General features: G+C 71.5%; 22 protein-coding genes. 9 read left to right on the top strand and 13 right to left on the bottom strand.

What is annotated here, in order from left to right; all coding sequences use genetic code 11:
• Nucleotides 1-164 precede the first annotated feature (164 nt).
• Nucleotides 165-764: a CGNR zinc finger domain-containing protein gene (locus tag Cs7R123_RS17850; protein WP_212827895.1), complete on the top strand. Its 600-nt coding sequence runs from the start codon at nt 165-167 to the stop codon at nt 762-764.
• On the opposite strand, the gene Cs7R123_RS17855 is transcribed toward Cs7R123_RS17850, so the two are convergent.
• On the bottom strand, nt 748-1,548 hold the full coding sequence (locus Cs7R123_RS17855; RefSeq protein ID WP_374706962.1) for a sugar phosphate isomerase/epimerase family protein: 801 nt from the start codon (nt 1,546-1,548) through the stop codon (nt 748-750). The genes Cs7R123_RS17850 and Cs7R123_RS17855 overlap by 17 nt on opposite strands.
• Nucleotides 1,549-1,567: 19 nt before the next feature.
• Nucleotides 1,568-2,494 carry a Ppx/GppA phosphatase family protein gene (locus Cs7R123_RS17860; protein ID WP_212827896.1) on the bottom strand — a complete coding sequence of 309 codons (927 nt, stop codon included), beginning with the start codon at nt 2,492-2,494 and terminating at the stop codon, nt 1,568-1,570.
• Nucleotides 2,495-2,602: 108 nt separating this feature from the next.
• Here Cs7R123_RS17860 and Cs7R123_RS17865 point away from each other — a divergent pair, with 108 nt between their 5' ends.
• From Cs7R123_RS17865 to Cs7R123_RS17875, 3 genes are read left to right on the top strand one after another with little or no spacing between them, the layout of a single operon-like run.
• Complete coding sequence (locus tag Cs7R123_RS17865) at nt 2,603-3,415, top strand: hypothetical protein (RefSeq protein ID WP_212827898.1); 813 nt, start codon at nt 2,603-2,605, stop codon at nt 3,413-3,415.
• Entirely contained in the window at nt 3,412-3,591 is a 180-nt protein-coding gene (locus Cs7R123_RS17870; RefSeq protein ID WP_212827900.1) for a hypothetical protein, read from the top strand. Before Cs7R123_RS17865 ends, Cs7R123_RS17870 begins: the two co-directional genes overlap by 4 nt.
• Nucleotides 3,588-3,971: a type II toxin-antitoxin system death-on-curing family toxin gene (locus Cs7R123_RS17875; RefSeq protein ID WP_244871889.1), complete on the top strand. Its 384-nt coding sequence runs from the start codon at nt 3,588-3,590 to the stop codon at nt 3,969-3,971. Before Cs7R123_RS17870 ends, Cs7R123_RS17875 begins: the two co-directional genes overlap by 4 nt.
• 172 nt (nt 3,972-4,143) lie before the next feature.
• On the opposite strand, the gene Cs7R123_RS17880 is transcribed toward Cs7R123_RS17875, so the two are convergent.
• Together Cs7R123_RS17880 and Cs7R123_RS17885 are read right to left on the bottom strand one after the other, a co-directional pair.
• Complete coding sequence (locus Cs7R123_RS17880) at nt 4,144-4,827, bottom strand: response regulator transcription factor (RefSeq protein WP_212827902.1); 684 nt, start codon at nt 4,825-4,827, stop codon at nt 4,144-4,146.
• A gap of 24 nt (nt 4,828-4,851) precedes the next feature.
• On the bottom strand, nt 4,852-6,156 hold the full coding sequence (locus Cs7R123_RS17885) for a cell wall metabolism sensor histidine kinase WalK (RefSeq protein WP_212829239.1): 1,305 nt from the start codon (nt 6,154-6,156) through the stop codon (nt 4,852-4,854).
• Between the two features lie 236 nt (nt 6,157-6,392).
• Here Cs7R123_RS17885 and phoU point away from each other — a divergent pair, with 236 nt between their 5' ends.
• Nucleotides 6,393-7,031 (top strand): phosphate signaling complex protein PhoU, encoded by a 639-nt coding sequence (gene phoU, locus Cs7R123_RS17890; RefSeq protein WP_212827904.1) that lies wholly within the window; start codon nt 6,393-6,395, stop codon nt 7,029-7,031.
• 208 nt (nt 7,032-7,239) lie between these two features.
• Here phoU and Cs7R123_RS17895 read toward each other — a convergent pair whose 3' ends face one another.
• The 8 genes from Cs7R123_RS17895 to Cs7R123_RS17930 all read right to left on the bottom strand — a co-directional run bounded on the left by Cs7R123_RS17895 (nt 7,240) and on the right by Cs7R123_RS17930 (nt 16,972).
• Nucleotides 7,240-8,142: a DUF559 domain-containing protein gene (locus Cs7R123_RS17895; RefSeq protein WP_212827906.1), complete on the bottom strand. Its 903-nt coding sequence runs from the start codon at nt 8,140-8,142 to the stop codon at nt 7,240-7,242.
• Nucleotides 8,143-8,385: 243 nt separating this feature from the next.
• Nucleotides 8,386-9,348 (bottom strand): carbohydrate ABC transporter permease, encoded by a 963-nt coding sequence (locus Cs7R123_RS17900; RefSeq protein ID WP_212827908.1) that lies wholly within the window; start codon nt 9,346-9,348, stop codon nt 8,386-8,388.
• A gap of 10 nt (nt 9,349-9,358) precedes the next feature.
• Complete coding sequence (locus Cs7R123_RS17905) at nt 9,359-10,351, bottom strand: carbohydrate ABC transporter permease (protein ID WP_212827910.1); 993 nt, start codon at nt 10,349-10,351, stop codon at nt 9,359-9,361.
• 75 nt (nt 10,352-10,426) lie between these two features.
• Nucleotides 10,427-11,860 carry an N-acetylglucosamine/diacetylchitobiose ABC transporter substrate-binding protein gene (gene ngcE / locus Cs7R123_RS17910; protein ID WP_212827913.1) on the bottom strand — a complete coding sequence of 478 codons (1,434 nt, stop codon included), beginning with the start codon at nt 11,858-11,860 and terminating at the stop codon, nt 10,427-10,429.
• Nucleotides 11,861-12,097: 237 nt separating this feature from the next.
• The gene (locus Cs7R123_RS17915) at nt 12,098-13,000 is read right to left on the bottom strand and encodes a MurR/RpiR family transcriptional regulator (RefSeq protein WP_212827914.1); all 903 of its coding nucleotides are present in this window, start codon (nt 12,998-13,000) and stop codon (nt 12,098-12,100) included.
• 190 nt (nt 13,001-13,190) lie between these two features.
• Nucleotides 13,191-14,510, bottom strand: coding sequence for an MFS transporter (locus Cs7R123_RS17920; protein WP_212827915.1), 1,320 nt, complete (start codon nt 14,508-14,510; stop codon nt 13,191-13,193).
• Between the two features lie 10 nt (nt 14,511-14,520).
• Nucleotides 14,521-15,738, bottom strand: a complete 1,218-nt coding sequence (locus tag Cs7R123_RS17925; protein ID WP_212827916.1) for an MFS transporter — start codon at nt 15,736-15,738, stop codon at nt 14,521-14,523.
• A complete protein-coding gene (locus tag Cs7R123_RS17930; protein ID WP_212827917.1) occupies nt 15,719-16,972 on the bottom strand; it encodes an MFS transporter in 1,254 nt (417 codons plus the stop codon). The genes Cs7R123_RS17925 and Cs7R123_RS17930 overlap by 20 nt, the downstream gene beginning before the upstream one ends.
• A 151-nt stretch (nt 16,973-17,123) precedes the next feature.
• Here Cs7R123_RS17930 and Cs7R123_RS17935 point away from each other — a divergent pair, with 151 nt between their 5' ends.
• Nucleotides 17,124-17,879: a phosphoglyceromutase gene (locus Cs7R123_RS17935; RefSeq protein WP_280517302.1), complete on the top strand. Its 756-nt coding sequence runs from the start codon at nt 17,124-17,126 to the stop codon at nt 17,877-17,879.
• Between the two features lie 562 nt (nt 17,880-18,441).
• On the opposite strand, the gene Cs7R123_RS17940 is transcribed toward Cs7R123_RS17935, so the two are convergent.
• A complete protein-coding gene (locus tag Cs7R123_RS17940; RefSeq protein WP_212827919.1) occupies nt 18,442-20,079 on the bottom strand; it encodes a helix-turn-helix transcriptional regulator in 1,638 nt (545 codons plus the stop codon).
• 171 nt (nt 20,080-20,250) lie between these two features.
• Between Cs7R123_RS17940 and Cs7R123_RS17945 the strand changes: the two genes are divergently transcribed.
• The 3 genes from Cs7R123_RS17945 to Cs7R123_RS17955 all read left to right on the top strand — a co-directional run bounded on the left by Cs7R123_RS17945 (nt 20,251) and on the right by Cs7R123_RS17955 (nt 24,713).
• Entirely contained in the window at nt 20,251-21,081 is an 831-nt protein-coding gene (locus tag Cs7R123_RS17945; RefSeq protein WP_212827920.1) for a hypothetical protein, read from the top strand.
• Between the two features lie 250 nt (nt 21,082-21,331).
• Nucleotides 21,332-23,080 carry an FHA domain-containing protein gene (locus Cs7R123_RS17950; RefSeq protein ID WP_212827921.1) on the top strand — a complete coding sequence of 583 codons (1,749 nt, stop codon included), beginning with the start codon at nt 21,332-21,334 and terminating at the stop codon, nt 23,078-23,080.
• A 34-nt stretch (nt 23,081-23,114) separates the two neighbouring features.
• Nucleotides 23,115-24,713, top strand: a complete 1,599-nt coding sequence (locus Cs7R123_RS17955) for a serine/threonine-protein kinase (RefSeq protein WP_244871890.1) — start codon at nt 23,115-23,117, stop codon at nt 24,711-24,713.

Consider the following 24,713-nt stretch of genomic DNA (forward strand, 5'->3'; position numbering starts at 1 on the left):
TGCCCCGCCGACGTTCCCGGCCCCTCGGGCCGACCGGCGGCGGCACACCGTCCGTGACCCCTACATCGCCCGAGCGCAGCAGCCTGAACACGGTCCGTCACCGCCGCTCGGGGGCCGCCTATGTTGACACTGCGGAAAAGGCGCGGGTGCTCTACCTTTGTCGGGTGAACTTCGATGCGTACGCCCGAACGGCTGTTGAGCTTGTCAACGCGCCGCTGGACGACCTCATCCAGCTTCGCGCCATGCTGCCCGGCCCCGACTGGATGTGCGAAGACGCCACCGAGCGCGACCTGCAGGTCTTTCGCAAGGCCCAGCGCCGTCTGCGCGAGGTGTTCGAGCATGGCGCCACCGGCCGCGAGCACGAGGCTGTCAACGAGCTGAACTCGCTGCTCGAAGCGCATCCCGTGCACCCGCGCATCTCCGGCCACGACTCCGGCAACTGGCACATCCACGTCACCAGCCGCGGCTCGGCGGTCAGCGCCGAATACCTGGCGGGCGCCGTCTGGGGCCTGTCGGTGTGGCTGTGCGAATACGGCAGCGCCCGGTTCGGCGTCTGCGCCGACGAGCGCTGCGGCAACGTCTACCTGGACACCTCGTCCAACAACTGCCGCCGGTTCTGCTCGGAGCGCTGCGCGACCCGCTCGCACGTGGCCGCGCACCGCGCCCGCAAGAAGGCCGCCAGCGCGGCCGCCCCGGCGGCCCGCCTCCCCCAGCCCGCCGAGCGGGCCAAGGAACTGACCCCGGTCCTCACGCCGGTCGGGTGACCGGCTGACTCAGGTGCGTGCGGGCGAACTCCAGTGACTCCGCGAGGTCGGCTTCGCGCTCGGCGCGACTGCCGGCCTTGCGGGTCGCCACCTCCAGCGCCACCGAACCGGTGAACCCCCGCCCGGCCAGCGAACGCAGCAGTGCCCCGCACGGCTGGCCGCCGCGGCCGGGCACCAGGTGCTCGTCGCGGCCCTCGCCGGTGCCGTCACCGAGGTGGATGTGGGCCAGCCCGGCCCCCATCGCGTCCGCCATGATCATCGCGTTGGAGCGCGAGGCCGCGCAGTGCGACAGATCCAGGGTGTACGAGTCGTAGCCGGTCTCGGTCGGGTCCCAGCCCGGGGCGTACGGCACGAACTGGCGGCGGCCCATGCGCACCGGATACATGTTCTCCACCGCGACGCGGATGCCGGTGTGCCGGTGCGCCAGGTCCGCGACGGTGTCGCCGAACGCGCGGGCGTAGTCGCGCTGCCAGCTGAACGGCGGGTGCACCACCACGGTGGGGGCGCTCAGCGTGTCGGCCAGCACCACCGCCCGGCGCAGCCGCTCCTTCGGGTCGGAGCTCCACACCCGCTGCGTGACCAGCAGGCAGGGCGCGTGCACCGACAGCACCGGCACGCCGTAGTGGCGCGACAGACCGCGCAGCGCACCCGCGTCCTGGCTGACCGCGTCGGTCCACACCATCACCTCGACGCCGTCATAACCCAGCGCGGCGGCCAGCTCGAAAGCGGCCGCGGTCGGCTCCGGAAAAACGGACGAACTGGACAGGAGTACGGGAATGGACACGCTGTCCAGGGTAGCCCCATCACCTGCCGGTGAGCTGGTCCAAGCGGTCGAGGATGACCCCCTCCCGGAGCGCCCAGGGGCATATCCGCAGTTCGTCGATGCCCAGACGGCGCATCGTGGCCTCCGCCACCACGGCACCCGCCAGCAGCTGATGCGACCGGCTCGCGCTGACCCCGTCCAGTTCGGCCAGCGCCGGCGACGCCATCCGCTGGATGAACCCGCGCACCTGGTGCAGCCCCTGCCGGGTCATCGACCGCGGCGACCACAGCCCGTCGCCGCTGGGCGCCGCGCCCGCCAGCCGGGCCAGCGACCGGAACGTCTTCGACGTCGCCACCGCCATCTTCCAGCCGCGCAGCGCGGCCAGCTCGCGGTGCTGCAACTGCGCGTCCACGTACGACTCCAGCTCCGCCAGCTCCGCCGCGGACGGCGGGTCGCTCTGGAAGAACATCCTGGTCAGGCGGCCCGCGCCGAGGGGCAGCGACACGGCATGGGCGGGCTCCTCGTCGATCCCGGCCGCGATCTCCAGCGAGCCGCCGCCGATGTCGAGCACCAGCATCCGCCCCGCCGACCAGCCGAACCAGCGGCGGACCGCGAAGAAGGTCATCCGGGCCTCGTCCTCGCCGGAGAGCACCCGCAGGTCGACCCCTGCCTCCTCGCGTACGCGGCGCAGCACCTCGGCCGAGTTCGTGGCGTCGCGCACCGCCGAGGTCGCGAACGCCATCAGCTCGTCGACCGCCAGCTCCCGGGCCGCCACCCGCGCCTGCACACATGCCTTGACCAGGGCGTCCGCCCCGGCCCGGGTCAGCTCCCCGGCCTCACCGAGCTGCTCGGCCAGCCGCAGCCGCTCCTTCTGCGAATGCGCGGGCCACGGATGGGCACCCCGATGCGCGTCCACCACCAGCAGATGGACGGTGTTACTCCCGACGTCCAGCACCCCGAGCCGCATGCCCCATAACCTAGCGGTGGCCCGCGCCCGGCGGTACGGAAGATCGTCTCGGATACCCGGCGGCGCGGCAGGGACGGGCACTCCCCGGCGCCGCCGTACCCTGGACGGATGGAGCACGAGGGCGAGACCCCGCTGGACTTCCCGCGCGAATGGCTCGAATTCGCCGATCCGGCCGACCCCAAGCACCTGATCCGGGCCGACCTGACCTGGCTGCTGTCGCGGTGGACCTGCGTGTTCGGCAGCAAGTGCCGGGGCATCATCGAAGGTCGCGAGCGCGAGGGCTGCTGCTCGCACGGTGCGTTCTTCACCGACAACGACGACGTCAAGCGGGTCAAGGCGGCGGTCAAGCGACTGGACCGCACCACCTGGCAGCACCACGTACGCGGCTTCGAGAAGTGGACCGAGCTCGACGAACTGCACGACGAGAAGCCCGCCCGGCGCACCGCCACCCAGGGCGAGCACGGCCCGTGCGTGTTCCTCAACGACGACGACTTCCCGGGCGGCGGCGGCTGCGCCCTGCACGCCCAGGCACTGCGCGACGGCGTGCACCCGCTGCGCTACAAGCCCGACGTGTGCTGGCAGCTGCCGGTCCGGCGCGACCAGCAGTGGACCAAGCGCCCCGACGACACCCGGATCCTGGTCTCCTCGATCGGCGAGTTCGACCGGCGCGGCTGGGGCGCGGGCGGCCACGAACTGCACTGGTGGTGCACCTCGTCCCCGGACGCGCACACCGGCGCCGAACCGATGTACGTCAGCTACGCCCCGGAGCTGACCGAGCTCATCGGCGCGCAGGCGTACGCGCGCCTGGCCGAGCTGTGCGCCCAGCGCGAGAAGCACGGCCTGATCGCCGAGCACCCGGCCACCGTCGCCGCCCGCGAGCGCGGCAACACGGTTGCCCCCGGCGCTAACCTCGACTCATGACCGACGAGACCCGCCAGCGCCCCGTACCCGTCGAATCCGGGCCCGTCGACGAGGAGCGGCTGGCTGCCCTCGACGACCTGCCCGAGACGGTCGACGCCTCGACGGAGGCGTTCGCGGCGGCGGTCGACGACATCGTCGCGCTGCACGAGGACCTGCTCGCGCGGCTGGCCCAGTGAGCGAGCTCTTCGTCCCGTCGTACGCGGACGTCATGGCGATCGCGGCCCGGCTCGGCGTCGCCGTGCGCGACCCCGGCCTGGTCGAGTCCGCGGTCGCCCGGCCGCGCAGCACCGTCTTCGGCGCCGACGCCTACCCGGACCTGTGGACCAAGGCCGCGGCGCTGCTCCAGTCGCTGGTGCGCAACCACCCGTTCGTGGACGGCAACAAGCGCATCGGCTGGATCGCGGCGACGGCGTTCCTGACCGTCAACGGCGCGGTGACCCGCCGCCGCCTGGCAGCACTCGACCAGGACACGGCGTACGACCTGGTCATCGCGGTGTCCACCGGACAGCTGCGCGAGATCGACCAGATCGCCGAGGCACTGCGCGACCTGTACTGACCCACCCGGGCACCAGCCCCGCCGTGGCACCCGGTCTCCCACCGTTTTTTCATAAACGTTGGCCTATCTCATCGAGTTCGATCTTCTCGGAGTCGATGAGATAGGCCAACGTTTATGAAAGGCGGGGCGGGGACTGAGGCGGGCGGGCGGCTGGTGCGGCGACGGCCGAGGATCACGGCTCGAACTTGTAGCCCAGTCCTCGTACCGTCACCAGGTAGCGCGGGGTCGACGGCTCCGGCTCGATCTTCGAGCGCAGCCGCTTCACGTGCACGTCCAGCGTCTTGGTGTCGCCGACGTAGTCGGCACCCCATACCCGGTCGATGAGCTGGCCGCGGGTCAGCACCCGGCCGGCGTTGCGCAGCAGCAGCTCCAGCAGCTCGAACTCCTTGAGCGGCAGCTGCACCGGCGTGCCCTCCACGGTCACCACGTGCCGCTCGACGTCCATCCGCACCGGACCGGCCGCCAGCGTGCCCCCGGCGACCTCGACCACGTCCCCGGCCTGGCGGCGCAGCACCGCGCGGATCCGGGCGACGAGCTCACGCGGCGAGTACGGCTTGGTGACGTAGTCGTCGGCCCCGATCTCCAGACCGACGACCTTGTCGATCTCGCTGTCGCGGGCGGTGACCATGATGATCGGCACGTGCGAGCGCTGCCGCAGCTGGCGGCACACCTCGGTGCCGGACATCTCGGGCAGCATCAGGTCCAGCAGCACGATGTCGGCGCCCGTCCGGTCGAACTCGGTGAGCGCGGCGGTGCCGGTGGCGGCGACGGAGACCTCGAATCCCTCCTTGCGCAGCATGTACGACAGCGCGTCAGAGAAGGACTCCTCGTCCTCCACGACCAGTACGCGGGACATCTGGCCCACCTTTCCGAAGGTTGGTCAGCCGGCCGGGGCCGGATGCACAGGGTTTGCAGGGGGTACGGCGGCAGTCAGGTCGCTGTCGGCGGGCTGCGGGAGCATCGCCTCCGGCGGGCGGGCGGGCAGGCGCAGCGTGAACGTGGAGCCGCCGCCGAGGCGGCTGCGCACGTCGACGCGCCCACCGTGGTTGGTCGCGATGTGCTTGACGATGGCCAGGCCGAGGCCGGTGCCGCCGGTGGCGCGCGAACGCGCCTGGTCGGCGCGGTAGAAGCGCTCGAAGACCCGGTCCAGGTCCTCCGGCCCGATGCCGATGCCCTGGTCGGAGACGCTGATGTCGACCCGGTCGCCCTCGGCCAGCGCGCTGACGATCACGGCCGCGCCCTCGTGCGAGTAGGCCACGGCGTTCTCCACCAGGTTGCCCAGCGCGGTGGCGAACTGCGAGTCGCTGCCGAAGATGGTCAGCCCCCGCGTGCCGACCACCACCAGCTCGATCTTCTTCGAGACGGCTGTGGTGCGGGCCCGGTCCAGCGCCTCGGCGATCACGCCGTCGACGGCGACCGGCTCCGGGTCGGGCAGCCGCTCGGCACCCTGCAACCGGGACAGTTCCAGCAGCTCCGAGACCAGTCGTCCGAGCCGGGTGCTCTCCCGCTGGATCCGCTCGGCAAACCGGCGGCTGGCCGCCACGTCCTCGGCGGCCTGCGCGGCGGTGGCGACCGGGTCGGCGTCCTCGTCGTCGGTACGCGGCTCCGTCGCGTCCCGCAGCGCCTCGGCCAGCAGTTGCAGCGCCCCGATCGGGGTCTTCAGCTCGTGGCTGACGTTGGCCACGAAGTCGCGGCGCACCCGCTCGACCCGGTGCGCGTCGGTGACGTCGGCCGCCTCGACGCAGACCAGCCCGCCGCCGACGGCGACGGCCCGAAGGTGTACACCCAGGGGCTGGGACTCGGCCAGTTCGCGGCCGCGCGGCAGGTCGAGCTCGACCTCGCGCGGCACGCCGGTGTGGCGCACCTGCGCGGCGAGCGTACGCAGGATGGGGTGGGCGGTGATCGTGCCCGGGATCGCGCTGGCGCGCAGCAGGCCCATGGCGCGGGCACCCCGGTTGGCCAGCACGACCTGGTCCCCGGCGTCCAGCAGCACGACGCCGACGCGCAGCGAGTCAAGGCTCCGGCGGCCCAGCCCGGCCAGCGGGTCGTTCGGCGGCGGCGCGCCCAGGCCGCTCGGGCCGAGCGTGTTGACGGCCGAGGCCGCCCGCCTGTTCGCCCGGTATCGCGCCCAGGCCAGCCCGGCGAGCAGACCCAGCACGACACCGACGGCGATCGCTATCCCGATCGTCCCGTCGCTGGAAGCTGCTGCCAGTGCCTTCACGATGCGATCGTAGGTCAGATCTTCCGACTCACGTTCTACTCCAAACCACTATCAAATAGACTAAAGCTGGCATTGGTTGCACAGTGTTCACCGATGCGCCTGTCCTCGTTCACCATTGTTCACCTCCAGGATGCGTGCGCGACCTACGGTGAGCGCACCGAGGGACGACCAGTTCCCGCCCCCATCTCAGGAAGTGACGAATGCGCGAGGAGTTCCGGGCCGACCTGCTCGAGGTCGGCCGCCTGCTGGTGTCGATGGCCGAGGCGGTCCGCACCGCCATGAGCGCCGCCACCACCGCCCTGCTCAGCGCCGACAAGGAGGGTGCGGAGCGGGTCGTCCGCCGCGACAACGAGATCAACGCGCTGTTCAAGCAGGTCGAGGAGAAGGTGCTGCGGCTGCTCGCCCAGCAGGCGCCCGTCGCCTCAGATCTGCGCATGGTCATCACGTCCCTGCACATCGGCACCGACCTCGAGCGCATGGGCGACCTCGCCGAGCACGTCGCCAAGGCCGCGCTGCGGCGGTACCCGGCGGTCTGCGTGCCGTCCGAGCTCGCCCCCACCTTCGGGCAGATGGCCAACGTCGCCGACCGCATCGCCGGCAAGATCACGCTCGTGCTCGCCTCGCGCGACATCGAGCGCGCCGCCGAGCTGGAGCGCGACGACGACGCCATGGACGACCTCGAGAAGGCCATGTTCGCGAACCTGCTCGGCCCGACCTGGTCGCACGGCGTCGAGGCGGCGGTCGACGCGGCCCTGCTGGCCCGCTTCTACGAGCGGTACGCCGACCACGCCGTGAACGCCGGCCGCCACGTCATCTACCTCGTCACCGGCGAGTCCTGACCCCCGACCTGCGGCGACCAGCCACCACCCGCGCCGCGAGTCACCACCACCACCCCGAACCACCCGTTTTTCATAGACGTTGGCCTATTACGTCGACTTCGATCTCCGATCAGTCGATGTGATAGGCCAACGTCTATTGAAAAGCCCCTTGGAGCGGGCCGGGCGGAGTGCCGGTGGACGGGTGGCTCACCCCATGCGCCGATGTCGGTCAGCGGCGACGGGTGAGCATCCTGAGCACCTCCGCGCGCACGATCTGCGGCTCGCGGTACAACCGCGCAGCGCTGTACCGCACCACCGTGAACCCGAGAGCCGTGAGCGCCGCGTCACGCCGCAGATCCCGCTCCCGATCCTGCCGGGACGAGTGGTACGCCGCACCGTCGAGCTCGATGTTCAGACCGGTCTGCTCGTCGAGCAGATCCAGGTATACCGTCCGGTCTTCCAGTCGAACCGCGACCTGTCGGCGCAGTCCGGCGAACGGGCGGCCCACGAACACGTGATCATGACCCCAGAGTTCGAGCGGACTACGGCAGCCGACGTCTAACAGCCCGATCAACCGCACCAGGTGACGGCGACCAGCCAGGCGCGGCGCCCGCTCAAGCGCCTCGGACAGGCGCTGCGGGGTGGTCATCCGCATCGCGACCGCAGTGATGGCCGGAGCCCGCTTCGCCTCACCGTCGAGCAGCGGCCAGCTGTCGACGATCGCATCCTCGATCCGCGTGACCGGCAGTCCCACCCTGGTCACCACCTCAGGCGGCTCCAGCCCGAAGCCCTCGCGCCGGTGCACCCGGACACCGGGGGCACCTCGCAGATGGCGCGTCTCCCCCGTCATCAGGTGCACCCACGAGGCTTCGGGCACCGGAAGCCCCCACAGACGCAGGGCCGAGAGATGGCTGACAGCGGCCGGCACCCCCGCGTACGTCATGGCGGCGCCGATGACCGCGACCGGATCGGCGACGACTCCCGGCAACAGGAAGGTCCGCGGGAGCGGCCGCAGCACGTGCCCCGCCCGCACGGCCCACGCGAGTTCGTACTCCGGCACCGTCCTGAGCACGTCGTGCCGCAACGCCACCCCGCCGCTGTCGGCGAGCACCTTATCCAGCCGTACACCCATGGCCGCAGCCTGAGCCCACAACACCGCCGCATCCACCGGCCGGACAAGACCTGTGGACGACACGCCGCCCCGTCCACAGCCCGGCTCCGCCATTACATAAACGTTGGCCTATCTCATCGAGTCCAGGTAGATCGAACTCGATGAGATAGGCCAACGTTTATGAAAGAACGGGGTGGAGCGGGGTGGGACCGCCTCGCGCCGGACGGGTGAGCGGGGCGGCCGCTCGGCGGCCGCCCCGGGTGGTCACTTGATGGTGGCGCTGGTCAGGCCGGCCTGGATCTGGCGGTTGAACATGAGGTACACGACCAGGATGGGCAGCATCGCGAGCGTCATACCGGCGAAAAGCCGTGCCCAGTCGGTCTCGTACTTCGAGTTGTTGGCCAGGTTCAGCAGGCCCTGCGTGATGACATACCGCTCCTTGTCGAACCCGGACTGCGGGAACATCAGCAGCTTGGGCAGCAGGAACTGGTTCCACTGGCCGATCACGTTGAACAGGCCGACGCTGATCAGACCGGGCTTGGCCATCGGCAGCATGATCTTGAAGAACAGGCGCGTGTGGCTGGCGCCGTCGACCATGCCCGCCTCGGCGATCGCCGTCGGCAGCGTACGGAAGAACGCGTGCATGAAGAACACGGTGAACGGCAGCGAGTAGGCGACGTACACCAGGACCAGGCCGCCGTAGGTGTTCAGGCCGATCCAGTCGTTGAACGGCAGGCCCGTCGCGTTGGTGAGCATCGCGGCGACGTTCTGCACGGTGCGGTACAGCGGGACCAGGCCGAGGAAGATCGGCATGGTGAGGCCCACGACGAACAGGTAGTAGATGATCCGGTTGCCCCAGAAGGCGTACCGGGCCAGCACGTACGCGACCATCGAGCCGAGCAGCATGGTCAGCGTGAGGCTGAACGTCATCACGATGAGGGTGTTGAGGAAGTACTCGCCGATGTGGCCCTTGGTCCAGGCGCGCCCGAAGGCCTCGACGCTCCAGTGGGAGGGCAGGCCGAGCGGGTCGGTGAGGATCTCCCGGTCGCTCTTGAACGCCTGGACCACGGCCCACAGCAGCGGGATCGTCACCATCAGCGCCCAGATGACCATGAAGATGTGCGAGAAGAAGCCGTAGACCAGGCTCTCGCCGCCGTCGCCCTGCTTGGGGGCGGGAGCGGCAGGGGCGGGAGCGAGGGCGGCGCGCCGGGCGGTCGTCGTCGTCATCTCAGCCACCTCAGAACTCGATCTTGTCGCGGCTGCGGGTGAGCCGCAGCTGGATCATGGTGAAGAGCAGGGTGAAGACGGCCAGCGCGATACCCATGGCACAGGCGTAGCCGAACTTGTCCACCCGACCGGCGCTGAACGCCGTGTAGTACATCCAGGTGCTCATGACCTCGCTGGCATGGTTGGCCTGGACACCCACACTGGGCAGGGCGAACGCCAGCAGGAAGAAGTCGAGCGCGGCGATGCCGAGGTAGACCCAGGCGACCGAGATCTGCTCGCGCAGCAGCGGCAGCGTGACCTTGAAGAAGGACTGCACCCGGCTGGACCCGTCCAGCAGCGCGGCCTCGTAGATGTCGCGGGGGATCGACTGCATGCCGGCGGAGAACAGCACCAGGTAGAAGCCGACGCCGCCCCAGACCGCCACCGCGATGAGGCACCAGAGCACGACCGGCGAGTCGAGGGTGATGTCGTCACCGATGTGCAGGGCCTTGAACGGCCAGGAGTCGGTCTCGCCGAGGAACAGCTTGGGGTGGTCGTGGTCGATCACGCCCAGCTTCAGCAGCAGCGAGTTGAGCAGGCCCGTATCGGTGCTGCTCTCGAAGACGCGGCTCCAGATGATCGCCACGATGGCGATCGACAGCACCTGCGGGAAGAAGAAGACGATCTTGTAGAACGCGGATCCCCAGACGCCCGTCACACCCGCGGTCCTGCCGTTGCCGCCGACGTTGAGCATGAAGGCGAAGAACAGCGCGATGGCGATCGTGATGATCGGATACACCGTCAGGATCACGGCGTTGTGGAACAGCGCCCGCAGGAAGACCTCGTCTTTGAACAGGTCTGTGTAGTTGCCGACGCCCGCGTAGGGGACGTCGGGCGAGAAGCCGTTCCAGTCCGTGAACGAGTAGCCGAACGTCTGGATGTACGGCCAGATCACGTAGACCAGGTAGAGCACTACCGGGGCAACTAGGAAGCCCGCGATGAACGGGAGCCTGCGGTGCCTCATGATCGCAGTCCTTCGGTCGAGCGATAGCGGAGAAGGCGGGGTGGAGCCGGTCGCCCGGCCCCACCCCGAGAAACATCAGTTGGTGCGCTTCTGCTTCTTGACGTTCGGGTCGGCCGCGATCTTGTCGGCCGCCTTCTGCATCGCGTCGGTGAACTCGGCGGAGCCGCCCTTGCCCGACATGAGGTTGCTGATCGCGCCCTCGAAGGCCTTGTACAGGTCGGGGTACCAGCCGCCGAACTTCGTGCTGACGATGTTGGTGCCGGCCTCGGCCAGCGCCTTGTTCGCCGAGGTGAACTGCGACGAGCCGGTGAGGCCCTCCGCGGCGCCCTTGACGACCGGCAGCGACTTGGTCAGCTCGGCGAACTTGCGCGCGTTGTCCTTCGACAGCATCAGGCGCAGGAACTCCAGGCCACCGGACTTGTTCTTGCCGCCGGACGGAACGATCCAGCCCTCACCCGCGGCGGCACGGATGGTGCCGTACGGGCTCGCGTCGGACGCGGTCAGGCTCCACTGCGCGGTCACCTCGAGCTTGGTGTCCGGCTTGAGGGTCTTGGCCATCTCACCCTCGAGCCAGGTGCCGCACGGGATGAACAGCGCCTTGCCGTCGATCACGGCCTGCTGGGTGGTGGTGTGGTCCAGCTGGGCGGCGCCCGGCTGCACGTAGCCCTTGTCCAGCATCTCCTTGATCTTGTCGATCACGGTGACGACCGCGGGGGCCTTCCACGCGTTGGGCTCCAGGTTGTCGATGGCGACGACGGCCGACTTGCCGCCCGTCTTCCACACCCAGTCGATGATCACGTTGTTCATGTACCAGGGGTACTTGCCCTGGTGCGTGAACGCGGCGATGCCCTCCTTCTTCGCGTTCTCGGCGAGGGTGAGGAACTCCTCCCAGGTCTTCGGGACGGTCCAGCCCTTGGCCGCGAACAGGGTCGCGTCGTGGAAGAAGCCGTACACGGTGAACGCGGCGTTCAGGGTGTAGGGCTTGTCGTTGTACAGGCCCTCGTCGATCACGCCGGCCAGCAGCGTGTCCTTGACCTTGACCTTCGGGTCGTCCACGCTCGGCGACTCGAAGAGCTCGGTCAGGTCGACGACCTGGCTGTTGGCGACCAGCACGTCGATGCCGAGGGTCTTCGGCGACGAGTTGTTGATGACGTCCGGCGGGTTGTTGCCGGCGAAGCGCGGCTGGAGGTCCGTCTGGATCTCCTTCGACCACACGATGCCGACCTTGGAGCCGGCGTACTTCTTCTCGTAGGACGACGCGTAGTACTTGGCGTAGTCCTGGCCGAAGCCGCCGTCGAAGACGACCGCCTCAACCGGCTTGCTGGCGTCGACGCCGAACGGGTTCGACTCGCTGGACGAGCCCTTGTCGCCGGTGTCACCGCTGGTGTCGGTGCTGGCACAGGCGGCCAGGATCCCGGCGGCGGGGGCGGCGAGCAGACCAGCGGCGGCAGCCCGGCGCAACACGGTGCGGCGGTTCAGCTCCGACGGGCTGTCAGGGGTTACGGTCATGACAATCTCCTCGTACGAGATATGGCGGCGCGTCGGGCCCATCCGGCGCGTCGCTGCACTTCGCTCTGGTGTTGCGCTTCCCCGGGCGCGCCGGGAAACGTCACGCCGCAGGGCGTGACCAGATGCCGCAGCGTCACGTCCGAGCAGGACGTCGCCGCGCCTACCGACGCTGCCGCGCCGGAGTCTGTGGGGGCCGGGGCCGGTCGCGCGGAACGGGGTGCGAGTGCGGTCGGCACGTCACACCACCTCCCGCAGGCGGTGGCCGGCTACGGCCTGGGCGGTGCGCTGGAACGCCTCGTGCGCGCGCTCGTGCGTACGCTGCGCGACCGCGATGTAAAGCAGGTCCAGCACGACCAGCTGGGGATGGCGGGCCGACAGCGAGTCCGGCCGGAAGGTGGTCGCCTGGGTGGCCGTGGTCAGCACGATGTCGGCGACGTCGGCCAGCGGCGAGCGCGGGAAGCTGGTGAGCGCGACGGTGGTGGCGCCGCGGCTGCCCGCCTCGGCGACCATCTCGATCGTCTCGCGGGTCTGCCCCGAGTGGGAGATGCCCAGCGCCACATCGCCGTTGCGCAGCAGGGCGGCGCTGGCCAGGCCGTTGTGGACGTCCGGCCAGGACCAGGCGGCGATCCCGATACGGTGCAGCGAGAACTGCATCTCCGCGCCGACCAGTGCCGAGCCGGAGGCGCCGTAGATGTCGACCCGCTCCGCGGCGGCGATCGCGTCGGCGGCCCGCTCGACCTCGGCCAGGTCGGTCATGGCCGCGGTGTCCTGCATGGCCTGGGTGTCGGCGGCCATGATCTGGCCGAGCACGCGCTCCAGCGGGTCGCCCGGCTGGATGGCCCGGCCGATGTCCACGGCCCATCCGGCGGAGCGGGCGGCGCGGCCGGTCTCGCCCGCGATGGCCAGGCGGAGATCGGCGTATCCCTCGAAGCCGACGGCCCGGCAGAACCGGGTAATCGTCGCGGGCGATGTATGCGAACGCTCCGCGAGCTCGACGATGGTGGCGCGGGCCGCGCCGGCGGGATCGGTGAGCACCTGTTCGGCCACTCGGCGCAGAGCCCCGCTGAACTCGGGAAGCTTGGCGCGCAGCCGGGCGAGCACGCTGTCGGTGCCTGCCGCCGAGTGCCCGCCTCGTTCCACGATCGTCAACCTCTTTTAGGAAGGAGTGTTAACTGTATGTGGAAAGAATTCTTACTTAATTTGCGGCTGTGTCAACAGTCACGTTGGACGTTTTCAAACCGTTACTTTGCGAGCTCATACGAACAGACGAGTAGGCCCTCCACCATTCGGTGGAGGGCCTGTTGCGATTTTATTAGCGTCCGATCACGACTCAGGCAACGGCGGGCTCCGGCGCGCCCGAAGCGGCGGCCGATTCGATCACTCTGATGTGGTCGGTACGACGCTCGCGCGTGCGCGCCGCGACCAGATGCCCGGCCGCGGCGAGCATGCCGAGGAGTCCGCACCCGACCCAGTGCCACGAGCCGAGCTGCTGGAGGCTCCAGCCGCCCACGGTCGGCGCGACGAACCCCGCCGCCGGGAAGACCAGGAAGAAGACGCCCTGGTAGCGCCCGCGCAGGCGCGCCGGGGCCAGCTCGGCGATGATCGAGGCGTTCGGCGGCGCGGCCAGCATCTGCCCGATCGTCCACACCGAGGCCGCCGCCAGGTACGTCCACAGCGGCCCGGCCAGGGCCACCGCCGAGTAGCCGACCGCCAGCAGCGCGAACGCCCCCGCCAGCACCGTCGCGTGCCGCCTGCCCCGGATCAGCCTGGGCACGAACAGTTGCCCGACCACGATCATGGCGCCGCCCAGCGACACCACCGCGCCGTACGCCGCCGGCCGCAGCCCGTCCCCCTCCATCGCCAGCTGGAGGATCGACTGCCCCTGCACCGTCAGCAGCGCCAGCACGAACGTCAACCCGACGAAGGTGAGGAACACCCGGTCCCGTAGGACCGTCCCCAGTCCCGCCCGCTGGGGAAGATGATCACTGTCTGCGGTCGAAACGTGCGCTCCGACGGCATCAGATGACCGGAAACCGCGATCACTCCCACCGACGGCCGGAGCTGCGGCCGGCCGGCGCAGCGTCTCCGGGATCAGGCGCCAGACGGCCAGGGCCGTGGCGGCGGTCATGGCGCCGTCGATGAAGAACAGGGCCGTGAAGCTCGCCTCGGCGATCAGCCCGGCCACCGACGCCGCGATCGCGCCGCCCATGTTGAACGCCCAGAACTGGAGGTTGAACGCGCGGGAGCGGTCCGCCTCGGGCAGCACGTCGACGATCGCGGCGACGGTGGCGGGGCCGGGCAGCGAGTGGGCCAGGCCGATGCCGCCCGCGAGCACGGCGATGAGCCACAGCGGGCGGGCCAGGCCCATGGCCAGCATCAGCACCGAGGCGGTGCTGAGCCCGGCCAGGTAGGTGGGCTTGCGGCCCCACCGGTCGGCCAGCACCCCGCCGAGCAGGGTGCCGACCGCGCCGCCGGCGCCGTACACGCCGGTGACCAGGCCCGCGACGGCCAGCGTGGCGCCCCGGGCGCTGGTCAGGTAGGTCGGCAGCAGCAGCAGGCCGAACGCGCCGAGGCGGTTGACCAGCATCACCGAGAACAGCATCCAGAATACGCGCGGCAGCCCGCCCACGGTCTGGCGCAGGAACGTCATCGGGTGGTCCTCACATCGCGCGCAGGGCGGCGGCCCGACGCTCGCGGGCCGGTCCGGCCCACAGCTGCGCCGCCGCCGCGACCGCGGCCACCAGCGCGCAGCCCAGCCAGAGCACCTCGTCGCCCAGGTGCTGCTGGACCCAGCCGCCGAGCACCGGGGCGGCGAAACCCGCCACGGACCAGGACAGCGACATCATGCCCTGGTACCGGCCGCGCATGGCCGCCGGGGACAGCGCCGCGATCAGGGTCGAGTTGGACGGGCTGTTCAGCATCTCGCCGACGGTCCAGATCAACACCGTGACGGCGTAGAACCCGGCCGAGTCGGCGAACGCGGTCAGGCCGAACCCGAGTCCGATGATCAGAGAGGCGACGGCGAGCACCTTCGAGCGGTCGTACTGCTTGATCAGCTTGGGGATGAACAGCTGGCCCGCCACGATCAGTACGCCGTTGAGGGCGATGACCAGGCCGTACTGCTGCGGCGGGATGCCGTCGCGGGTCATCGCGATCGGCAGCGTCGACAGGTGCTGCATGAACACGAACGAGATGAGGATGTTGAGCAGCACGAACCCGATGAAGATCCGGTCGCGCAGCACCGTGCCGAGCCCCGGCTGCGGTCCGGCGGGCACGTCGGCGGCCACGACCGGGCGCACCCGTCGCGGCTCGCGCACCTTGAGCAGGATCAGCAGGAACGGCGCCAGCGTCGTCGCCGCGTCCACCATGAAGATCAGCTTCGGGTCGGCCTTGGCTACCAGCCCGGCGACGGTCGCGGCGACGGCGAACCCGACGTTGACCGCCCAGTACGTCAGCGTGAACGCCCGCAGCCGGTCGCGCTCCGGGACCACGTCGATCATCAGCGCCTGGAACGCCGGCCGCGCCGACTCGGCGACCAGCCCGAACAGGAACACGAGCGTGGCGATGGCCGCCAGTCCCTGCGCGAACGCCAGCGACAGCAGCAGCCCGCACGCACCCAGGTGCGCCGCGAGCAGCGCCGGCCGCCGCCCGATCCGGTCCGCGGCGACGCCGCCGATCATCGTGCCGACCGCGCCGCCCGCCGCCCACAGGCCGAGCACCAGGCCCGCCTCGGTCGAGCTGAAGTGCTGCACCGTGGTCAGGTAGATGGTCAGGTAGACCACCACGAACCCGCCCGCCCGGTTGATCAGCGTGCCGGTCCAGAGGTACCAGTAGGTCGCGGGCAACCCACCGGCAGTTTCACGCAGCCAGGGCCGCATCCGCGCGCACCCCTTCCGCCGGTCGCGCCTGGGCGGCCTGGAGCGCGAGCACCCGGCGCTCGCGGGCCGGACCGCTGACGGCCTGGCCGATCGCGACGGCGACACCGAGGGCGGCCAGCAACAGCCACAGCGTCGCGGGCGGGGCGTGGTCGAGCAGGGCGCCGCCGATGATCGGCGCGACGAAGTTGGCGGCGGTGAAGCCCATCGAGGCCACGCCCTGGTATCGCCCGCGCATGGTCGGCCGGGACAGGTCCGCGATGTACGTCCCGTTGACCGGCGCGTTGATCATCTCGCCCGCCGTCCACACCACCACGGTCAGCATCAGCAGCGGCACCGTGCCCGCGACGGCGACGGCGCCCATGCCCAGGCCGACCAGCAGCGCGGCGGCGCTGAGCACCCGGCTGCGGCTGCGCCCGGCCAGCAGGCGCGGCACGAACAGCTGGCCGACCACGATCATGATGCCGTTGACGGCGATCACGGTGCCGTAGTCGGTGGCGTCCAGGCCGCGCTGGTGCATCGCGATCGGGATCAGCTTGCAGGCCTCGATGATGATCCACAGGCCGAGGTTGAGCAGCACGAACGTCATGAACACGCGGTCGCGCAGCACGGTGCCGATGCTGCCCTCGGCCTTCGGGCGGCCGGTGACGGCCGTGACCGGGGTCGTCTCGGGCACGCGCAGGAACACGATCGCCGCCATGACCAGCTGCGTGGCCGCGTTGAGCGCGAACACGGTCAGGTGCGGGGCGTGGGCGAGCACGCCGGCCAGCATCGCGGCGGCGGAGAAGCCCAGGTTGATGGCCCAGTAGTTGAGGTTCATGCCGCGCATGCGCAGGCTCGGGCCGAGCACGTCGACCATGGTGGCCGAGAAGGCGGGGCGGCCCAGGCCGTTCCAGAAGCCGTACACGGTCGCGAGCAGGGCGACCAGCAGCGGCTGGAACGACAGGCCCAGGCCGATCGCGGTGGCGGCCAGGGCCGTGTTGGACAGCAGCAGCGTCGAGCGGCGGCCCCAGCGGTCGGCGAGCACGCCCCCGGCCAGCGAGCCGAGCGCCATGCCGCCGCCGAACAGGCCGAGCACGAGACCGGCGAACGAGGCGGTGAAGCCGTAGTCGTACACCATGTGGATCTCTAGGTAGAGCATGACGAAGGCACCCGTCCGGTTGATCAGGGTGCCGCTCCACAGGTACCAGAAAGTCTTGGGTAGTCCGCCCGCCGTCTGTTGCAGCCAGCCCCGCACGTCCGCCGCTCCCCTGTAATGCTCGAAATGGCCCTCAGCGCCTTACAACCTAAAGGCGGCCCACGACATAAGTCACTCGCCTTTTCGCGTGACGGTCACCACGTGGGGCTGCCGGGGCCTGCTCACACCCCCTGCACCGGCATCGGGGAGGATGGCAGGCATGGTTGGAACACTGGTGCTGCTGCGGCACGGCTACAGCGAATGGAACGCCAAGAACCTCTTCACCGGTTGGGTCGACGTCGACCTCAACGCCCAGGGTGAGGCGGAGGCGCGCCGCGGCGGCGAGCTGCTCAAGGAGCACGGCCTGCTGCCCGACGTGGTGCACACCAGCGTGCTGCGCCGCGCGATCCGCACCTCCGAGATCGCCCTGCACACGGCGGACCGGCACTGGATCCCCGTGTCGCGCAGCTGGCGGCTCAACGAGCGCCACTACGGCGCCCTGCAGGGCAAGGACAAGAAGCAGACCCTGGAGGCGTACGGCGAGGAGCAGTTCATGCTCTGGCGCCGGTCGTACGACACCCCGCCGCCGCCGATCGCCGACGACGACGAGTTCTCGCAGTTCGCCGACGCTCGCTACGCCGGGCTGCCGGACGAGCTCAAGCCGCGCACCGAGTGCCTCAAGGACGTCGTCGGGCGCATGCTGCCGTACTGGTACGACGCGATCATCCCGGACCTGCGCGACGGCAAGAACGTGCTGGTCGTGGCGCATGGCAACTCGCTGCGCGCCCTGGTCAAGCACCTGGACGGGATCTCCGACGAGGCCATCGCCGCCCTCAACATCCCGACCGGCATCCCGCTGCGCTACGACCTTGACGAGCACCTGCGGCCGGTGACCCCCGGCGGCACCTACCTGGACCCGGCGGCCGCCGCCGAGGCCGCCGCCGCGGTCGCCAACCAGGGCCGCTGACCCCACCGAGAACCCCGCCCGCCGCGCAGCACCCCACCCCGGGGCCGCCGCCGCACCGGGCAGCCGCTTTACATAAACGCTGGCCTATCTCGTCGATTTCGATCTACCCGGAGTCGATGAGATAGGCCAGCGTTTATCTAAGGCGGGACGGGCGACGGGGGCAGGGGTGGGGGGTGGGGACGGGCGGGTGATGGTGCAGTTTCGGGGATAGTGCTCGAAAGCGGGCCGGGATTCGTGCAGTTTCCCCGAAACTGCACGAACCGCCAGGGCGGGCGGGGCGGAAGTAACGAGGGCTGGACGTGCCGGCGGCCGGCCCGTGCGACGCTCACCCCCGTTAGCGTCGCCGGCCGGCCGACCGGTCTCAGGTGGCGGCCGTCCCCCAACGGCGTGGTGCCACCCATCCCCCGGCGCTTCGCTCGGCGCCACAGCCGATAATCGATCAGCTGGGCCATCCCCCGGGTGTTTCATCGAGCGATGCGCTTGCCAGAGACGCTACGCGCCTGGTCAGAGCTCCGTCCAGCCATTTGCGAATCTCATTCGTAACATTTGGTAACCGCTATCTCTACGCTCCGCTATTGCCGCCCAGCTTCTTGATCAGCTCGATCCGGGTGCGTACCCCGAGCTTGCGGTAGATGCTCGCCAGGTGCGTCTCGACCGTCCGCTCCCCCAGGAACAGCCCCTCGGCGATCTCCTTGGCGGGCGTCCCGCGCAGCGCCCAGGCCAGCACCTCGCGCTCCCGCGCGGTCAGCCCGTCCGGCCCGCCCCGGCGGCCGCCGAACTCCCGCAGCGCCGCGTCGGCGGTCGCGGCGGCGGCCGGGTCGACCGCCTCGCCCGCGACCAGCGCCCGCGCCGTGGCGGCGGCGTCGGGAGCCCCGCGCAGCACCGCGAGCTCGGCCGCGGCGCGCTGGGCGTACCAGCGGACGAAGGCGGGCGGACGGCCCTCGCCGAGGGCGGCCAGCGCCGCGAGCAGGTGCGCGGCGCGGGTGCGGTCGACAGCGGCGACGGCGGCCGCGGCGGCGCGGTCGTACGCCCGGCACAACAGTTCGGGGTCGTGCAGCGCGACGGCCTCGCGTACCGCCTGGTCGAGGTCGCCGTCGGCGGCCAGCAGCGCCTCGGCCACCGCGCGCGGATCGCCGCTGGCGCGGGCGTCGGCCAGCCCGTCGAACGCCTGCCCGGTCTCCAGGGCCAGCCGGGCGCCCACCCGGACGGCGGCCGAGCGCAGCTCGGGCGGCACGGCGCCGGCCGACGGCAGCAGGGCGGCGGCCTGGCGCAGCGCGTCGAGGCGGACCGGGTCGGCGGGGGTGGTGCGGTCGCCTGCCAGTGCGCCCGCGCTGGGCCGGGGGCCCAGGCCGAGCGCGGCGGCGGCGACCAGGCCCGGGTCACCGGCCCGCAGGCCCAGGCGCAGCGCGCCGAGCAGCGAGGCCCGGCCCGCCTCCCGGGCACCGGCGGTGGCGGCGGCGCGCAGCCGGGCCGTGCCCCCGGCGGCGAGCAGCCGCCCGGCCTGGCCCGGGGCCCAGCCCGCGCGACCGGCGAACAGCGCGGCCTGGGCCAGGTAGCCCGCGGCCAGGTCGTGGGCGCCCTCGTCGGCGGCGGCCGCGCCCGCGGCGGCCGAGGCGGCCACGGCGGCGTCGAGCCGTTCGGCCCCGCCCAGCGCGGCGGCCTCGGCGGTGTGCAGAGCCAGCTCCGGTACGGTCGCCGCCCGCGTCCCGCCCAGCGCCCCGAGCCGCACCAGCGCCGCGGCCACCCGCTCGTGCAGCGCGGCCCGCGCCCGGGTGCTCAGCGCGTCGTAGCAGACCTCGCGGTCCATGGCCCGTACGAAGCCGAAGACCTGCCCGGCCAGCGGCCGCACCAGCCCCGCCTCCTCGGCCTCCTCCAGCCCGGTCAGCACGTCGACGTCGGGGCAGGCGCCCTCCAGGATGGCCAGGTCGAACTCCCGCCCGATCACGGCACCGGCCCCGGTCACCGCCCGCCCGTGCGGGCCGAGCCCGGCCAGCGTCGCGCGCACCGCGGCGACCTGCTCGGGCGGCCAGCGCAGCGGGATGCGGTGCAGCACGTCGCCGTCCGGGTCGACCTGGTCGGCCACGGCCGACAGCAGGGCCGGGTCGGCGTCGGTACGCCGCAGCAGCTGCTCGACCAGGCGCGGCGGCACCTGCCGTCCGAGCCGTTCGGCCAGCAGCTTCGCGGCCTGCTCGTGGTCCACGGCCGCCTCCCCTTCTCCGGGTCGGTACGCAGCACCCTCGGGGCAAAGTTACGTACTCGCCGCGATGTGCGCAGTCCCCTACCGGACCTAGCGTTGAATGCACCACCCCCGCTCGGGACACGACCGCCGCCACGCGACGCGCCGGGTTCCGCACCCGTCGAGGAGTCAGCAATGTCGCAGTTCCGCGATCTGATCGCAAGGATGGCGGTGGACCCCGAGTTCGCTCGGCACGCCCGCGCCAACCCGGAGGCCGTCGCCGTGCAGTACGGCCTCACGCCCGACGAGACCGAGCAGCTGCGCGGCCTGGCCGACGCGTCGGCCGGAGCGGGCCCCACCGCGCTGGGCGCCCGCCTGTCCAAGTCGGGCATCGGCACCGGCGGCCTGGCCGGGCTGTTCGAGATGCCGCACTTCGACCTGCCGCACCCGGACCCGGACCCGGTCGTGCCGCCGCCGCCGTTCGACATCCACCTGCCGCCGGTGATCGACCCGGTGCACCCGGACCCCGGCCCGATCGGCCCGCTGTTCCCGATCGGCCCGATCGACATCCACCCGGTCGACCCCGGCTTCCTCCACCCGATCGACCCCGGCCTCCACCTGCCGCCGGCCGACGACCCGGGGCCGCTGCCCCCGCCGCCGCTGCCGCACGACCCGGGCGACTCCGGCGACCACAGCCCCGACGGCGAGGGCTCGCACAGCTCCTCGCACAGCTCGTCGTCGCACAGCACGGAGCCCGCGCCGACGCCCCCGCCGGTGCCGGACCCGGAGCCGAGCTCGGACGTCGAGGTCGGGCCGTTGCAGACCGGCGACCCGACCGGCCCGGCGGCGGACCCGGCGGCCATCCAGCCGGTCGCGGCCGAGCAGGCCGACGGCGGCGCCGACAACACCGGCCTGATCCTGGGCGGCGTCGGCCTGGCCGCGGGCGCGGTCGCGGGCGGCCTGGCCGGAGTGGCCGCGGCCAAGGCGTTCAACAAGTCCGAAGACGAGGGTACGGCCGCGGCCTGACCTGTCGGACCCCTGCCGGGCGGCGGGGAGAGTGCCCCCCGTCGCTCTCCCGCCGCCCGGCAGCGCACCGGCTCGTACTGGCCCGTACCGGCTGATCGGTGATGGGTCGTAAAGCAGTCAGCCGACGCCGTACACCCGTTCGGCCGCTTATGATCTGGCACGCCCCCACGAGGGTGGCCCGTACGGCGGCACCACCCTCACACGGTCCGTCGAGTCAGGCCCACCTTCGTCGCCCCCGAGAGGCCGAACGATGTTGTGCCACGCCTGCCACGTGCACCTGCGCCGGGACTACCCCTACTGTCTGCACTGCGGCACGCTGCGCAAGGGCGCCAAAGTGGAGGCGTACGCCGCACCCGAGCTGCGCTGGACCACCCCCGCCGGGCCGCAGACCCTGCCGCTGGTCAAGCCGGTCACCACCATCGGCCGCAGCGCCGACAACGACGTCGTGCTCGACGACGCCAGCGTCTCGCGCCGGCACGCGCAGGTGACCCGCACCGCGCACGGGTTCGAGATCGAGGACCTGAGCTCCTTCAACGGCACCACCGTCGCCGGGCACACCATGCACGGCAACAGCGCGCCGCTCAGCGACGAGATCGAGCTGCACGTCGGCGACGTGCCGGTGCGCTTCGCGCAGCCGCGCACCGCCGCGATCGGCTCCAAGACCATGATCGCCGGGGTCGAGCACAGCATGCTGCTCCAGCCCCAGCAGGCCCCCTCCGGCATGCCCGAGCCCGCCCCCACCGCGAACGGGCCCCTGTCGGCCCGGCCCCGGCGCCGCAGCGGCTGGGCGCTCAAGCAGGTGCCCGACGTGCGCGGCGACCGGCAGTGGGTGCTGCGCAACACCCGCACCGGCCAGTACCTCCAGCTCGACGAGCGCGATGTGTTCCTGTGGCACCAGCTCGACGGCGAGAACACCGTGCGCGACCTGCTGTTCGCGTACGCGCAGAAGTTCGGTGAGCTGGCCCTGCCCCGCATCGAGCGCACCCTGGACACCTTCGCCGCGCTGGAACTGGTGCGCGGCGTGCACGGCCAGCACGAGCCGGAGCGGCCGCCGCTGCTCAAGCGGATCGGCCGGGCGATCTTCAACGCGCTGCTGCGGATGGAGCTGTCGGTGAAGGGCCTCGACGGCTTCTTCGACCGGGTGTACCGGGGCTTCGGCTGGCGCTTCTTCACGCGTACCGGCGTCTTCGGACTCTGGGTCGTGATCGCCGTGGGGCTGTACGCCGCCGTGGTGGCCAGCGCCGAGCAGGACCTGTTCGACCTGCGCGGCGCCGGGGTGCCCGGCGCGGTCGCGGTCGGCCTGGGCTACCTGGTCGCGCTGGTGGTGCACGAGTCGGCGCACGCGCTGGCGGTGAAGTCGTACGGCCGCACCGTGACCCGGGGCGGCTTCATGCTGACCATGGGCATGCCGTTCGCGTTCGTGGACACCTCCGACATGTGGTTCGGCACCCGCTGGTCGCGCATCGTGGTGACGCTGTCGGGGCCGCTGTCCACCGCCGCGATCGCGGGCATGTGCGCGATGACCGCCGCCTGGCTGCCCGAGCCGCGCGTGTCCGGCGTGGCCTACCAGCTCGCCTTCGGCCTCTACCTGAACACGCTGTACAACCTCAACCCGCTGATGCCGCTGGACGGCTACCAGGCGCTCGCCGACGGGCTGCGCCTGCCGCGCCTGCGCGAGGAGGCCTCGGCGTACTTCGCCAAGGGGGTCTGGGCCGACCTGAGGGCCGGGCGCCGGCCGGGCCTGCGCCAGGTCGGCATGGCCGCGTACGGCTTCGCCGCCATCGCCGGGACCGGCCTGTTCGTGCTGCTGGGGCTGCTCGCGTGGCGCGACCGGCTCGGCGGCCTGGTCGACCGGTACCTGCCGCCCGGCATCGACGTCGTGGTGATCGTGCTGCTCATCGGCCTGATCATGTTCCCGGTCTGGTACCGGCTGTTCCGCAAGCTGGTCGGCTTCGTCAAGTCCCGCCGCAGCACGCCGCCAGCGGAGGCGTCGGCATGAGCGGGCGAAACCTGGAAGGCAGTAGGGGGACGGCATGAACATGCCGATGTGGACCGTGCCGGGCTACACCGAGATCCGGGAACTGGGGCGGGGGGCCTCGGGCACCGTGCTGCTGGCGCAGCACGACGCCACCGGGGTGAAGGTCGCCATCAAGTACCTGGCCGAGCACCTGCGCGGCGACGAGGAGTTCATCCGCGCGTTCCGCGCCGAGGCCCGGATCATGTCCGAGGTGGACTCTCCGGAGGTCGCCCGGCTGTACGAGTACGTCGAGGCGCCCGACGGCGCCGCGATCGTGATGGAGCTGGTCGAAGGGGTGGCGCTGCGCGCCATCCTGCGCGAGCAGGGCCCCACCGAGCCGCAGGCCGCCCTCGTGGTGCTCAAGGGCTCGCTGCTGGGCCTGGCCGCCGCGCACGCGCGCGGCGTCGTGCACCGCGACTACAAGCCGGAGAACGTGCTGGTCAACGGCGAGGGGCAGAGCAAGCTCGCCGACTTCGGCATCGCGGCGCGCAGCGGGCGGCAGGGGCCGCTGGCCGGCACGCCGTCGTACATGGCGCCCGAGCAGTGGGCCGGGGCGCCCGCCAGCCCGTCCACCGACATCTACGCGGCCACCGCCACGTTCTTCGAGTGCCTGGTCGGCAAGCCGCCGTTCCGGGCGCCCGGCGACCTGGCCGGGCTGCGCCGCCAGCACGAGCAGGCACCGGTGCCCGTCGACGACGTGCCCGAGGCCGTACGCGGCCTGGTGCGCCGGGGACTGGCCAAGGACCCGCGCCAGCGGCCCCGCGACGCCGACACGTTCCTGCACGAGCTGGAGGCCGTCGCCGGTGCCGGGTTCGGCCCGGACTGGGAGGAGGACGGCCGGGGCAAGCTGGCCCGGCGCGCGCTGCTGCTGGCGCTGCTGTTCCCGCTCGCGGGCATGCAGGCCGACGCCAGCGCCGTGGCCACCACGATCCTGGGCATGTCCAAGCGGGCCTTCTGGACCCTGACCGCGTGCGTGACCGCGCTGGTCCTGGGCGCGGCGGGCGTCGGCTTCGCCAACCTGGGCAACCCGGCGCCGCTGCCGCTGCCGCCGCCGGTCGCCTCGCCCAGCGCCACCGCCTCGGCCTTCCCGACCTCGAGCCCGACCCCGTCGGACTCGCCGTCGCCGTCCCCGTCGCCCTCGGCCTCCCCCTCGGCGTCCCCGACGCCGGCGCCGAGCCCGAGCAAGAGCCCGAAGCCGAAGCCGTCCGCATCGCCGTCGCCGACCATCCCGGTCGCGCCGGTGACCAGCCTCGCCCGCCCCGGCCTGTGCTGGTGGTACAAGGAGCAGTGCTTCCAGCAGGCGATCGGCTCGGAGGTGCGGGCCACGGTGATCGTCGCGCTGAAGAACCCGGGCAAGTACACGCTGACGCTGCGCTTCGCCGTGGTGAACTCCGACGGCACGGAGCTGAACTACCCGGCGAAGACGGTGATCGTGCCGGTGGTGGTGGACACGACGAAGGCGAACTTCAGCCACGTCGTGGACCTGACCGGCATGACGTTGCCCTGCAACACCTACCTGGAGATGTCGATCCGGAGCCAGTTCGGTGGACCGGTCATTCCGAGCACCACCTACCCTGCTCCCATCATCCCGAATCAGGGCTGCATCATCGGCTGA

Source organism: Catellatospora sp. TT07R-123, assembly GCF_018327705.1.
GTDB lineage: Bacteria > Actinomycetota > Actinomycetes > Mycobacteriales > Micromonosporaceae > Catellatospora.